This window comes from Larkinella harenae, assembly GCF_054780515.1.
This window is the reverse complement of sequence record NZ_BAAGWE010000005.1, coordinates 193,479-207,169: the sequence shown is the minus strand read 5'-3', so window position 1 is coordinate 207,169 and position 13,691 is coordinate 193,479. Positions and strand designations below refer to the sequence as shown.

The 13,691-nt window shown below is 50.2% G+C and carries 12 protein-coding genes; 5 read left to right on the top strand and 7 right to left on the bottom strand.

The annotated features are described in order from the left end of the window. Window positions 1–73: 73 nt before the first annotated feature. The 3 genes from eat (at window position 74) to ACYVH9_RS22750 (ending at window position 3,929) form a co-directional block, all read left to right on the top strand. Window positions 74–1,432: an ethanolamine permease gene (gene eat, locus ACYVH9_RS22760; RefSeq protein WP_460638714.1), complete on the top strand. Its 1,359-nt coding sequence runs from the start codon at window positions 74–76 to the stop codon at window positions 1,430–1,432. 101 nt (window positions 1,433–1,533) lie between these two features. Beyond that, a complete protein-coding gene (locus tag ACYVH9_RS22755) occupies window positions 1,534–2,496 on the top strand; it encodes a hypothetical protein (RefSeq protein ID WP_460638713.1) in 963 nt (320 codons plus the stop codon). A gap of 14 nt (window positions 2,497–2,510) precedes the next feature. Continuing rightward, complete coding sequence (locus tag ACYVH9_RS22750; protein ID WP_460638712.1) at window positions 2,511–3,929, top strand: hypothetical protein; 1,419 nt, start codon at window positions 2,511–2,513, stop codon at window positions 3,927–3,929. Between the two features lie 48 nt (window positions 3,930–3,977). On the opposite strand, the gene ACYVH9_RS22745 is transcribed toward ACYVH9_RS22750, so the two are convergent. Then, window positions 3,978–4,751, bottom strand: coding sequence for an NIPSNAP family protein (locus tag ACYVH9_RS22745; RefSeq protein ID WP_460638711.1), 774 nt, complete (start codon window positions 4,749–4,751; stop codon window positions 3,978–3,980). A gap of 141 nt (window positions 4,752–4,892) precedes the next feature. Between ACYVH9_RS22745 and ACYVH9_RS22740 the strand changes: the two genes are divergently transcribed. After that, window positions 4,893–5,855, top strand: coding sequence for an alpha-E domain-containing protein (locus ACYVH9_RS22740; RefSeq protein WP_460638710.1), 963 nt, complete (start codon window positions 4,893–4,895; stop codon window positions 5,853–5,855). 49 nt (window positions 5,856–5,904) lie between these two features. On the opposite strand, the gene ACYVH9_RS22735 is transcribed toward ACYVH9_RS22740, so the two are convergent. The 5 genes from ACYVH9_RS22735 to ACYVH9_RS22715 all read right to left on the bottom strand — a co-directional run bounded on the left by ACYVH9_RS22735 (window position 5,905) and on the right by ACYVH9_RS22715 (window position 11,826). After that, complete coding sequence (locus ACYVH9_RS22735; protein ID WP_460638709.1) at window positions 5,905–6,675, bottom strand: hypothetical protein; 771 nt, start codon at window positions 6,673–6,675, stop codon at window positions 5,905–5,907. Window positions 6,676–6,928: 253 nt separating this feature from the next. Continuing rightward, window positions 6,929–8,926 carry a 1,4-alpha-glucan branching protein GlgB gene (gene glgB / locus ACYVH9_RS22730; protein ID WP_460638708.1) on the bottom strand — a complete coding sequence of 666 codons (1,998 nt, stop codon included), beginning with the start codon at window positions 8,924–8,926 and terminating at the stop codon, window positions 6,929–6,931. Between the two features lie 58 nt (window positions 8,927–8,984). Continuing rightward, a complete protein-coding gene (locus ACYVH9_RS22725; RefSeq protein ID WP_460638707.1) occupies window positions 8,985–10,673 on the bottom strand; it encodes a maltokinase N-terminal cap-like domain-containing protein in 1,689 nt (562 codons plus the stop codon). 100 nt (window positions 10,674–10,773) lie between these two features. Further along, the gene (locus ACYVH9_RS22720; RefSeq protein WP_460638706.1) at window positions 10,774–11,376 is read right to left on the bottom strand and encodes a hypothetical protein; all 603 of its coding nucleotides are present in this window, start codon (window positions 11,374–11,376) and stop codon (window positions 10,774–10,776) included. 72 nt (window positions 11,377–11,448) lie between these two features. After that, the gene (locus tag ACYVH9_RS22715; RefSeq protein ID WP_460638705.1) at window positions 11,449–11,826 is read right to left on the bottom strand and encodes a hypothetical protein; all 378 of its coding nucleotides are present in this window, start codon (window positions 11,824–11,826) and stop codon (window positions 11,449–11,451) included. Between the two features lie 427 nt (window positions 11,827–12,253). On the opposite strand from ACYVH9_RS22715, the gene ACYVH9_RS22710 reads away from it, so the two are divergent. Beyond that, the gene (locus ACYVH9_RS22710; protein ID WP_460638704.1) at window positions 12,254–12,733 is read left to right on the top strand and encodes a response regulator; all 480 of its coding nucleotides are present in this window, start codon (window positions 12,254–12,256) and stop codon (window positions 12,731–12,733) included. A 23-nt stretch (window positions 12,734–12,756) separates the two neighbouring features. Here ACYVH9_RS22710 and ACYVH9_RS22705 read toward each other — a convergent pair whose 3' ends face one another. Further along, a complete protein-coding gene (locus ACYVH9_RS22705; protein ID WP_460638703.1) occupies window positions 12,757–13,617 on the bottom strand; it encodes a response regulator transcription factor in 861 nt (286 codons plus the stop codon). Window positions 13,618–13,691 lie beyond the last annotated feature (74 nt).

The window sequence follows — 13,691 nt, the reverse complement described above, 5'->3', positions numbered from 1 at the left end:
AGAATACAATCCCGTATTTTGGCCGTTTCGGGGCATCAATTGGTACTTTTCCCATTTCTTTTTTACCTAACAGATGGTCGAATCTTCCACAGGCTCCGCACCGATTCGGGCTGGCGAATCGGCGGGCCAACCGGGTTTACGCAGAGTAATCACCACGGCGCAATTATGGGCCATTGGCGTTGGAATGGTCATTTCAGGCGAGTATTTCGGCTGGAATTATGGTTGGGCCGTTGGCGGAACCATCGGTTTTCTGGTTGCTACCTTGCTGGTCACCATTATGTATCTGGCCTTCATTTTTAGCTACACCGAACTCACCACGTCAATCCCCGACGCGGGTGGCCCTTTTTCTTATGCCAAACGGGCTTTCGGACCGACTGCTGCTTTCATCGCCGGTTTTGCCACGCTGGTCGACTTTCTGATGGCTCCTCCCGCCATCGCAGCCGCTCTGGGCGCTTATGCTCACTTTCTAAATCCCGAACTCCCGGTCCTGGGTGTGGCGCTGGCCACGTATGTGGTTTTCATCAGCATCAATATTTTCGGCATTAAAGAGTCGGCTAATTTTTCCATGCTTGTCACGGCGCTGGCGGTGGTCGAGTTGCTGGTGTACATGGCGTTGGTCGCCCCTTCCTACGAAACCCAAAATGTGGTTGCCCACAACGAATCGTTTGGCGCTGGGGGCGTGTTTGCTGCCTTGCCGTTTGCCATCTGGTTTTATTTGGCCATTGAAGGCGTTGCGATGGTGGCCGAAGAAGTCAAAAACCCGAAGAAAACCATCCCACGCGGGTATTTATTAAGCATCGGAACCCTGGTGCTACTGGCCCTTGGTACTATGCTGCTCACGGCTGGGGCCGGCGACTGGCGGCTTCTGAGCAACATCGATTACCCGCTCCCCGAAACGCTGGCCCTGGCGCTGGGCCGTACCTCGCCGTGGTCCAAACTATTTGCCAGCCTGGGCTTGTTTGGGCTGATTGCGTCGTTTCACTCCATCACCATAGGCTATTCCCGGCAGGTTTTTGCGCTGGCCCGCAGCGGCTACCTCCCTGGTTTTCTAGCCCGGGTCAACCGCAGGTTTCAAACTCCTCACTGGGCCCTGATCGCCGGTGGCGGGGTTGGGGTTATTGCTCTGCTTTCCGGAACCACCGATGCTATCATCATTCTTTCCGCCCTCGGCGCGGTGGTTATGTACATCAGCAGCCTGGTTAGCCTGTTTCGGCTGCGCAAAACAGAACCGAATCTCGAACGTCCATTTCTGGCACCTTTCTATCCGTATGTTCCAGCGGTAGCGCTTGTTTTGTCCGTCATCTGTCTGATAGCCATTATTTATTACAACGTTTGGCTCAGCGTCCTCTTTGCGGTTTTGCTGGCGGTTTCGCTACTTTTGTTCCGGCTGATTGGCGTTCGTGTACCGAATTCTCCGCCCGTCAATTCGTAGAACCCGTATCGAACCTTTCAGAAAAGCCGTTTGTTAGGCAATATTATATCGTTCTAACCGGTTTACATACAGCCGTCTTACGACTGATTAGCACGTTTTATATGACGTTTGAAGAGCATTTGAACCACCCAGTGGCTTTCCCGGACTTCGACGCTTCGCTGCCGGACTGGCTGCAAGACGAAGACTTGCTGCGTGACGAAGCGGTGCTGCTGGGGCTATCGGATGTGAAACCGGATGATAAAACGAACCTGATCCGATCGTACTTTCAGCATCTGACGGCCTATCTGGATCGGGAGCGGCAGTCTTACGCGGAACAAATCGGGGAGCTGGATGCGCAAATTGAACAGAAAACCATTTCTATCGCTCGGTTGCAGCAAAAAACCGTACAACTTGAAGAGGCCCGCCCGGATGGCGAACCGCAGTTTATGCGTACCGGTATCGGGCTGTTCATCACGGTTTTACTGCTGGTTGGCAATTATTTCCTGATTGAAGAAACCGTACGACCGGCTTTTCGGGCCAGTCAATGGGTAACACTCGGCGTTTTTCTGACCGGCCTGTTCGGGTTATACCACCGCTCAACCGGCATCGATGAAGGATTCCGACCGCTTTTACTCGAACTGGGACTGCCGTTGGCGACATCCTTTTTCGTTTTTGTCCAGGCGTTACAACACCAGACGGTCATCAAATCCGCTGGTCTTTTTCTATTTGTTTTCTTTCTCTTCCTGACGGCCGGAAAGCTTTTGCCCGGTCTGCTGACGGCTTTGGGGAACGATTTACGGTATTGGAATCAGGAGAAAGGGTTAAAAAAAGAACGTGAAACCAAAACACAAATCTGGAAAAATGAGGTTAATCTACTAACAGTCAGCATCGATACAATCCGCCGGAGCAAACAGGAGCTTGTACCTGCGCTGCATCGCATCGAAGCTGAACAACACCGAATCAACGCCCGGCGGGATTTGCTGATCCGGCTGTTTGACCATGAATTTAACCTCGCCCGAAGTCTGCGCAACCGTTTATCGGAACGTCAGCGCCAGAACCTGATTGGCGAGTTAATGAGTAGATGAAACCGAACAAAAATATGAATGAACAACAGCCAAGGAATAGCCAGGATTTTCAGCACGGGTATACGAGTGGTGTCGAAGGCACCGACCGCCAGACGTACGAGGGTTATTTGTCGAGCCAGGTAAGTGACGAATGGATCAATGAACGGGTTGAAAACAAGCGTGACGAAATCCGGCAGATTGACCAGCAAGTGGCTGACACATCGGCTCAGCGTCGTTCGGCTTATGACCGGCTCCAGGAACACGTCATGCAAACGACCCTGGCTGGCAAGGAAAACGATCGTCTGGAAGAGGCAATTAAAGCCGTCGATGAGGAACGCGACACACTGAAAGAGCGTCGGCAGGATACGGCTTCGGAGTACTCCCTGTTTGCCGGTTTTATTTTCGTGGCTGCCGGGATCGCCTTTGTCGCTGGTGACCTGATCATTTCGCACGAAATCGTCGCTTACGCCCTGAACATTCGGAATAATGTTGAAGCCTGGATGTTTGCCGTGGGCCTGGCGATGGTGTCCATTTTGCTTAAACCGGCCTACGACCGGCTGGTGGAAGAACCGTATATTTCCAACTCGTCGCCCGAAGCAGTTAAGCGGTATGGCTGGTTTAAAATGGGGCTGGCCATTCTGTCGATAGTTACTCTGGTCATTCTGGGCTGGTTCCGCTACGATGCTTACCGCACTGACAAACTCAAGGAGGCCATCAACAAAAGCATCAAAAACATTCAGCTGAATGCAACGCCCCTGGACCCGACCAACCCCAATCCGGTGGCGGATCAGAAGGTTTTGCAGCGAATCGAACAACAATTGCAACAGTCCGACGAGCTGAACCTCCAGTTGGTTAACAGTCCCTGGGCACTCCTGTCGTTCGTTTTGAGTGGTGTTTTGTTTGCGCTGGCGGGCGCTGTCTGTCTCGGAATTGGTCTACCAGTGCTGCAAAAGTTCTGGTTTCGCTGGCTACAAGCCGACCCCCGGCTCTGGCGGCTGCGTCGTCGACGGAAACGGCTGGACAAACAACTTCAGTTGGCCCAGCAGGAAGTAGCCAAACACCTGACGCAGAAAAATATCATGGATCACGAACTGGCGGTTTTGCCGTCGCTGGATGAATTACGCCAGCGTAAGCAGCAGTTGACAAACGAGATTGACCAGCTGCTCGAAGACCGAAAACTCGCCCGCACCGACAGCCGGATTGCTTCCTATAACGACGGCTATGAGAAAGGATTAGCTGCGCGGCAGGCGATGAGCGAAGAAGAATACAATCAGTTTCGGAACGGTTTTTTCTCGGTTTCCAATTTGGCCACCAAAGCTCGTTCTTCCTCAGACCAGGATCGCGTTCCCTCCGAAAAGAAATACACGAACCAGCGGCCGGTCAACGGTTTGCGGCCTCATCAGGCCATCCGGCGACACCTGGCAGAAGGACTGGACCGGGACGATGAGATGTAAAAAAAGGGTCCCGGGAATGCATTCCCGGGACCCTTTTTTCTATTCCGTTTATTGAATGGGTGAATAATCCGTCGGTTTCATGTAAACCGATTCTACCTTGTTGGTCAGCGGTCCGTTTTTCTCCGAAGCAGCTTTGGCCTTTACCCACTTCGGGTCCGCCCGAAATTCATCAAAATGTTTCTTTCCCTCGACCTCGCTCGGGTGCGCCAGAATGTACACCAGCTTTGACTGATTGGTTTCGTCGGGTTGCGTGGTCAGCCAATAACCGATGTTGGTCATACCATGACTCTTGAACAAGTCAATCGTGTGATTTTTAAAGCGGGCAATCAGGTCGTTCAGCTTGCCGGGAGCCGGTGAGTAAGTCCGCAATTCAAAGACCCGTCCTGGTTCCTTCGCCGTTTTGATTTTCGGTGAAATTTCGGCCTGCGTCAAGAATATCTGATCGACCTTCGCCACGATTTTGCCATTGGCTTCCGTTTTGGCAACTACTTCTTTCCACTCCGGATCGCTGCCGAATGCTTTCCAGGACGCATCACGGGCTTCGCGGTTCGGATAAGAAAGAATATAAATTATTTTTTCCTGTGAAGCGTCGGTCGGAACCCAATACCCCACATTAGTCATACCATGTTTTTCAAAAATTCGACAGGTGTATTTCCGGAACCGATCAACGATATTTTCAAAATTTCCGGGTGTCGGGTAATAAATTCGCATTTCGTACAACCGCCCTGACTCATTCGTTTTCTCCAATTTGGGGGTTGGACCGGCCACTGACAAACTCAATGCTGCCATAAAAAGGATACAGATTAATAGGAAGTTTTTCATCGTATGCGGTTATTAAATGGAGCACAAAAATAGAGACAGAACTTTAAGAATGGATTAATTCATGATAATTTTGAAAAAGTCTCTTTCTTCAGATAAAATCCTATATTTACGTCCTCACTATCCATATATAATTTTGATTTTATGCTAAGTCGCGTTGCTAATTCTATTTACTGGATGAACCGCTACATCGAACGGGCTGATAATTACTCCCGTTTTATGAGTGTAAATTTTAACCTAGCCCTGGACCTTCCGCCCAACGTTGACGAACAATGGGAACCCCTGTTGATCGCCACTGCCGATAACTACCTGTTTTACAACTATTACCAGGAACCAACCCGTGAGAATGTCATTGATTTTATGACGTTCGACAAACGAAATCCGAATTCCATTGTCAGTTGCCTTAACAACGCCCGCGAAAACGCGCGGACCATTCGGGAGAGTATTTCGAAAGAAATGTGGGAGAATCTTAATGAGTTGTACTTACGGGTTCGGGACACGACCACAAAGGGAGAATCGAACCTCAACCGGTTGCAGACGTTTCTGAACGACGTAAAAAACGGCTGTCAGCATTATTACGGCGTGATCGATTGCACCATTACCCGCAACGAAGCCTGGCATTTTGGACGCGTTGGTCGCTTTCTGGAACGGGCCGACAAGACTTCCCGCTTTCTGGATGTTAAGTATTTCACCCTCCTGCCCGATCTCAATGCCGTCGGTTCCACCCTGGATTTGATGATTTGGAACGCCGTGCTAAAATCGGTAAGTGCTTATAACATGTACCGGCAGCAGTACCGGATGATCAGCTCATCGACTATTGTGGAATTTTTGATTCTGGATAAGCTTTTTCCCCGCTCGGTTGCCCACTGCATCCGCCAGGCCGAACTGTCCTTGTACGAGATTTCGGGAAATCCCATTACCAACGGGTATAAAAATGAAGCGGAGAAGAAATTAAGTAAACTTCGGTCGGAAATTGAATTTACCGAAACGTCCGAGCTGTTCAAAACCGGTTTGCACCAATACCTGGATCGGTTCCAGACCCGCAACAACGAAGCGGCTCAAGCCGTTTACGAAACCTATTTCAGCTTGAAGCCGGTGGAATCCTGACCCTACAATCCCTGATCTTCGGTACGTACCGAAGATCAGGGATTGTAGGTTATTTGAAGAATGGGAACGTCAGGCCAACGTAAGCCATATCGGCCCGGTTGCGAAACCGCTGGTTGTTATCGTCCTCATTTTTTGTACTGGCTCTCATTTCTGTTGTGATCCACTGATAACCGGCTCTAAGTGCCACCCGCCGGGTTACGCGAAGTCGAATATATACCTCGGTTGCCAACGCACCCCGGTCATTATCGCCCAATAAGCGGGCATTGATCCGCTGGGGTTGGGCATATTGCTGGGGATGCCCCCGAAAACTCACCAGCGAGTCGGCCGTTCCGGCAGCATTAGGAACCTTGAAACGCCCTGTCGAGGATCGATACCGTCCTTCGCGGGTTTTACCGAAGGCAAAACCCAATATATCTGCGCTGGCTCCCACTTCTACCGGCCCGATTCGGACCTGCGCCCGGAGACCCAGGTTAGCGGAAGTAACTGTTACCCAATCAAATCGCATGGTATCAATATTAGCTACCTGCAAGGGCGCTCCCAACGCAGCGAAACCGGTTTTGCCACGCGTCAGCCGGGCCGGAGCCGTCGTATAATTCAGATTGTCACCGTAGAAAGCACCAACCCGAATCGTCCAGCCAATGGAAAACATTTGATTGGCATCCAGGTTCAGCATTTCGTAGTAGCTTAACGAAGGAACCAGATAATCCTTCTTAAAGGCAGCTCCGACATCAACTCCGCTACTAAGACGACTGGAGGTGGGGGATTGTGAAAAAGCGACAAAAGAGATGAGGACAAATACGAGGGTTACTACTTTTCTCATGTGGTGACTTACTTTGTATCGCAAAGTTAATCGGATAAACGGAAAGGCAATTATTTTGTTAGGGAGTAGCCCTATGCTTTTTTGAAATTCCCGTGAATTAAGAAGCAAAAAACGCCGACTGATTTCCAAGGTGGTCGTTTTTTCAGCAGTTTGATCCGGTCCAAACCGCCAGCCGTATGCGGGCAAAACCGTTCTGAAAAAGGCCGCCCGCCGATACTTGGCGGCTCAGGCTCTTTCCAGAACGGCAGAAGAATCAGGCGTTATTCTGGTACTTCAGCACCACAGCACCCAGGGGCGGAATAGTCAGGGCAATGGAATTAGGACGTCCGTGCCACATTTCCGGAACCGACACCAGGGGTTCGGTATTCAGTAAACCGCTGCCGTAAAAAGCCCGGTCATCGCTATTAAACAACTCGACCCAGGTTCCAGCCGCCAGAACACCAACCCGGTAATCGGTGCGAGGCATGGGGGTCATGTTCAGCACAACCACCATCTGCTCTTTTAACCGAGTTCCTTTTCGGGCATAGATTAGAATGCTGTTTTCGCGGTCTGTTGTATCGATCCACTCGAATCCTTCGGCAACGAAGCTCTGCTCATACAACGCCGGTTCATTGCGGTACAGCTGATTCAAGGCTTTCACACACTCTTTCAGTCCCTGGTGCGGAACGCAATCGAGCAGGTGCCAGTCGAGGCTTCCTTCAAATTTCCATTCCGAAGTTTGCCCGAACTCCCCACCCATAAACAATAGCTTCGTACCAGAGTGGGTAAACATGTACGTAAACAACAGCCGTAGATTGGCAAACCGCTGCCATTCATCGCCGGGCATTTTACCGATCAGCGACTTTTTGCCGTAGACCACCTCATCGTGGGAAAACGGCAGCATAAAATTCTCCGAAAAAGCGTATACCGTACTGAATGTCAACTCATCCTGGTGCCAGCGCCGGTAATAGGCATCACGCTGGAAATAACGCAGGGTGTCGTTCATCCAGCCCATCATCCACTTCATACCGAAGCCCAGGCCACCGGTGTAGGTCGGACGCGTAACGCCCGGAAAAGCCGTTGATTCTTCGGCAATGGTTTGGGCGTCCGGATACTCCCGATAAACCGCTTCATTGAATTCCTTGAAAAACGAAATAACCTCCAGATTTTCGCGACCGCCAAAAACGTTGGGTTCCCACTCCCCGTGGTTACGCGAGTAATCCAGGTAGAGCATGGAAGCCACGGCATCAACGCGCAAGCCATCGGCGTGGAAGCGATCCAGCCAAAACAAGGCGTTACTGAGCAAAAATGCCCGAACTTCATTTCGGCCGTAATTGAAAATATAACTTTTCCAGTCTGGATGATAGCCTTTGCGCGGATCCGGATGTTCGTACAGGTGCGAACCATCGAACTCATACAAGCCGTGGGCATCGCCGGGAAAATGCGATGGAACCCAGTCCAGAAAGACGCCAATGTTTTCCTGGTGCAAGCGTTCAATCATTCGCATGAAATCCTGCGGGGTTCCAAAGCGGCTCGTGGGAGCAAAATACCCCGTAATCTGGTAGCCCCACGAGGGATCATACGGGTGTTCCATCACCGGCATGAACTCTACGTGGGTAAAGCCCATCTCCTTGATATACGGCACGAGCGCATCGGCTACCTCCCCATAGGACAATTGCCGCGCGGGCTCCGACGGATCACGACGCCAGGAGTTGAGGTGAATTTCGTAAACCGAGATGGGTTTGTTCAGAGCGTTGAATTTCCCACGGTTCCGCATCCAGTAATCATCTTTCCACTCGTACCAGGTATCCCAGACAACCGAGGCCGTTTTGGGCGGAGTTTCCCACCAGAGTGCAAACGGATCGCCTTTTTCCAGCTCACGGCCGCTATCGTTGGTGATTGCGTATTTATAGACTTCACCCCGGCCAATGTGCGGAACAAAACCCTCCCAAATTCCTGAACTGTCCCAGCGAACGTTTAGTGGGTGGCTTCCCTTGTTCCAGCCATTGAAATTTCCGATTACCGACACATACTGGGCCGAGGGAGCCCAGACGGCAAAATACGTTCCGACAACCCCGTTCACTTCCACCACATGCGAACCCAGCTTTTCGTACAAACGGGTGTGTTTTCCCGCCCGGAAAAGATAAATGTCAAATTCGGTCAGCCGGCTGTACGTCGCCGGATCCGACGAAACCGCAGGTTGGGTAGAAGGCTGCGTTTCGGGTTTTGCATCAGAAGTAGGGGTACTCGTTTTTATCGTCCGTTTTGCCATAGGAAAGCTCAATCAATTTTGCGCTTGAAATATAGTTTTTTTTTATTAGCCTGCTACGTTATGTACTCTTTTCCGTCTGCAATAGACCCATTTGCAACAGGGGTACTTCGGTATTCCGGGCCGGATCCGCAATGCGAATCTTTTCGATCTCCTGAATTACGTCCATAATACCTTTTAGGGGGATTTTGACCCACGAAGGCCGGTAACTGATTTCGTACCCCAGCTCGTACACGGCTTTTTCCAGCAGATAGACCAACAGCAGAAAGTTGATCTCTCCGCTATCTTTAAACAAGGGGTGTGGACTACCGATGGTTTCCAGGTACGAATCCATGTAAGTATCCCGAATGAGTTTGAACCAACGCCCCGACACCCGCTGCAAATGATCCGGATCGATGCGCTCGGTTTCAACACTGCCGAAAAGCTTGGCCGAAACGGCGTAGTGGTACGATCGAATCATACCGGCCACATCTTTCAACGGCGAGTGCTTGATTTTCCGTTCGGCAATGCTGCTTTCGGGCTCTCCCTCAAAGTCAATAATCGTGAAATCATTGCCCGTCACCAGCACTTGCCCGAGGTGGTAATCACCGTGGATCCGGATGCGAAGCGATTCGAGTGGGCGGTTACGAAAATCATCGATAAAATCATCGATCATCTCTTTCGCTTCCATAAACACCCACGCCAATCGCTGGGCCAGCGGATCGAGTTTGGTATAATTGTCGATGAGCAACGCGTAACGTCGTTCGAGCAGGTCTTCCAGATGATGAATAATAAACTCCCGGTAGTCGTTGGTAAAATCCTCCGGCACAAAGGCCAGATCATTGGAATTGGGACTGTACAAAGCCAGGTGCATCTGCGCCGTTCGGCGCGCCAGCAGCTCAACCCGATCAAAGACGTCTTCCCGAATGGTAAACAAGCGGTTAGGAACCGCATACAGGAAATCGTTCAGATCGTCGCCAGTCTGATTCCAGCTATCGTGCCGGTTTTCGATCATCAGCTGCATCATTCCGAGCGTCATATCCGGAACTCCCTGCTGCTCCCAGACGAGGCTCCCGGCATAGGCCGGAATGTGAGTAAAATTGCTTTCTTCCGTCAGAAAACTGACCAGCTCTACTTCCGGATTGGTTTCCTGAAAGAGTTTGCGGTATAGTTTCAGAAAGTACTTTTCTCCTTGGCCGGGAACACCAAAAACCAGTGCTGAATTGCTCGAATCAACCGGAAGCACCCGGCTCGTAACCACGGCATCTTCATCTTCGGCCCCTAGTCCCCGTCCCCGTTGAAATGTCAATTGCCCGACCTGCTGCGCTAGTTTTTCCTGTTTAGCCAGGTTATGATAGAGCACCTGCCGAAACCGTTCGTCGTAAATCGCATCGATGATCAGCCCCGTTTCCCCGTCGAATTCGGCCTTGGCCACAATTCCCTTTGATGGAATTTCGGATAAATCAGGCTGATCAGTTTCGACAAATGACAAGGGTAGAAGATAATTTTCCGTTTCCCCGCCTGCATATCCGGCTTCAACAATGACCAGAAAAGCCCCGTCGCCCGAACGATTTTTGGGCAAAAAGGGAACGCTGTGGATAAAACGAATCCGGAACTGCCCCTGCTGACGCGCCTTCCCCGCAAACCACCGGCAGGTGTTCAGGTACGGAGACAAAATGGTTGTCTCCAGCCACCGAATGGCATCAGCATCCTGATCCAGATGAATCCATGACCGCTGGCTGGTCAGGGTTGAGCTAGTTGAGTCGAACATGGAGAAGATTTGATTCCAGGTCAGGCATCTTGCCGTAATAATACAAACTGATTCGAGAAATAAATCTGTTGAAACCGATTAAATCGTTCACAGGTCCGGTTTAGTCCACCAAGTAGTCCGTCAGGGTTTGCCATTGAATCCGCTGGTAAAATAACCTACCGGTACCCGCAATCACGGTATTGACAACGGCGCGGTCGCCCGCTTGCGGCTGCTGGTTATTGATCTGTTCGTTTTGCCCGATTTGACTGGCAATAACCGTCGTCTCCCGCAGTTCGACACGAAACGTACTGGTTGACGATGCAGAAAAAAAATGCGCTGTCTGTTCCGATTTTCCGTTCGGATCAGCACAAGGCCGGGCCGTAAACTCAGCTTTACGTTCTTCATCAATCACCCGAACCACGTTAACCCAATTCTTCGGCGTCGGACCGGGCAGGATGATTTTGATATAATCTCCCACCGCCGGTCGACCGGCTGGTTTTGGCTTTCCGTTCGAATCGTGCAGTAAAAACCTGGCTGTCAGGTTTGATATCGACGACCAGCTTTCAACCGCAAACAGTTTTTCTTTGGCCCGAGCGAATCGCTCGCTGGCCGTTGCGTTGTCCGGATGCGCGTGTTGACTACAATAAATTTTGTTTTCCGGGTTCTCCCCTTTCAGAGATTCAAGGCCATCCAGAACCGCATCAACAATCTGTGTGACTTTCATACGGTTTAGAAGATAAGTAGTTATTGGATGGGGCATTGTGCCGAATCCAATAACTACATTATAGGAAATCAATTAATTTTCGGGTGCCGTGTTACCAAATGAACGGCCTTCGCCTTTTTTCTGCTTGGCTTTCGGATCGGCTTTGGGTCTGCCACGATTGGTGCTCACCTTTCCATCGGCATCAGACGGTGCCCGTTTTTCCCGATCCATCTGTGCTTTATTCTGAGATTTATCCGACATGCTGTTGACGGGTGGGCGCGAGCCGGTTACTTTCCGGCTTACGCCGGGCCGGGTCTTCGCTGCATCCGTCGTCGACTCATTCGAATTGCTTGTGTTGCTTTGGGCCGGGTTAGCGGCATTGCCTTCCTTTGTAGTGGTCTGGGCCTGGGCCTGGAAAGACAGGATTCCCAGCGTAACTAGCGTTGCTACGGTTATTTTTAATGTTTTCATGCGATTATGATTATTTTTTGTTCGTCCTCGTCACGCTACCCATACGGCGCGTTGACTCCCTCACGGCTGGCCCTCCTCTAAACAGCAGAACCACCCCAATTCATATACGTCTTTAACTCAATAGCAGCGGTATTGTTAAAAATTGTGAGCCAATCAGGTTCATACTATACCAATTAAAAAGGCGATTCGTGGAAAGGCGTTAGTGAACTTCTGAAACAAGCTCATTTGCAAGCAGCAGTAGTATTTACCCAACAGGGCTTGGTGGGCTGCGATAATTCGAGAGAATTTCCCGTTAAAGCGATTTATGCGATTATTTGCCAGCAAATCACACTCGCACAAATTACATTAGTAACTTGTCATGACTAATTTCAAGACACTAATTGGGGTAACTCCGGTGCTGTCAATTTGAATCGTAAATCCGTGTAGCATGAGCCTTTCTCGTCCTAAAGCAAACGCAAACCGCCTGAAGAATGCCAGAATATTGATTATTGAGGACAACCCAGACCACCTGTTTCTGATGCGAAACGCCATTCAGCAGAGCTTCACGGATGCAGAACCGATCATGGCAACCAACGGAGACGAGGCTGTTCAATACCTGGATGAATGCCTTCTAGCTGGTTTACGGCTTCCTCAATTTATTTTGTTGGATTTGTACCTGCCTGAACGGGAAAATGGCTGGCAAGTGTTGAAAACAATCAAAAGCAAGGATTCGGAGATTGCGCAGATTCCGGTTCTTGTCTTTAGTAATTCAACCCACAACGAAGATATTTCCGAATCGTACGACCGGGGCGCGACATCATATATCATTAAACCGACGGACTTTGAGGAATGGGTCACTTATTTTCAAATATTGAAGGATTATTGGTGGGAAACCGCTACCCTACCCAACTCCCATTCCACGCATTAATCCGTCGGCCTGACCGCTCGATCTCAGGCCAGCGAAGAGTTAGTTTTTGCCAGAAAACCAGGTCCTGAAACCATGGACAGCCAATACTTGAACGTTTTTTCCAATACCTGCAAAAAACGGCTCAGATCCGATGAATGAATTATGACCGAATTGGCACCCGATTCGTAGCCCTGCTCGGTCAGGTCATGATTTTCTGAGGCCGTTAGCAAAAGCGTCGGGATAAACCGAAAGCGGGGATTCTCCTTAATCGATTGCAGCGTTACCAGGCTCCTGGCATCACTCCCGTCCAGAATAACCATGGCCGGCAAATCAGCCCCTTTTTGGCCAGACAAAGCCTTCTGAAATCCGGTTCCGGTTTCAAAAAGCCGTACCTTCCACGCAGACCACCGTTCACCAACCAATTGGCGTAATAAACCGCTTTTCATTTCGTCGGCCATAACTACCCAGATGTGTTGGTTCGGCTCGGCTCTCCTGGAAATAAGTTTCTCCACGGGTCCGGCTATGACAGGAACCGGTGGCAGGGATGGCAGGGGCACCTCACTTTTCTCGGCTTGAAAAGCCGTCGACGACTTCATCATCGCCAGAATGATCGGATCGATGATCTGTCGCCACCGCCGACGGCTTACGGGTAATGTAACTCCATCTTTCAGATGAATGGCACCCGACATTTTATGCCTTGGCGGTGCTTCAAAATCCAGAATATAATGCGGATTTACCAAAGCCGTTTTATGGACTCGAAAAAAATCCGGTAGTTTTTTCTCAAAAAAGCTGAGGGATTTGGCAACCAGTATTTTGCGTCCATCGCAATAATATATCCACGAATAGTTACTAAATCCCTTTAAGTATTTGATTAATTCCGGATATTGAATCGCTTGTTGAATCATGTTACTTGCCAATGTGTGATTTTGGGCTCTACTTCTAAGTAACATCACACCCGGCAAATATACACCTACTAGTT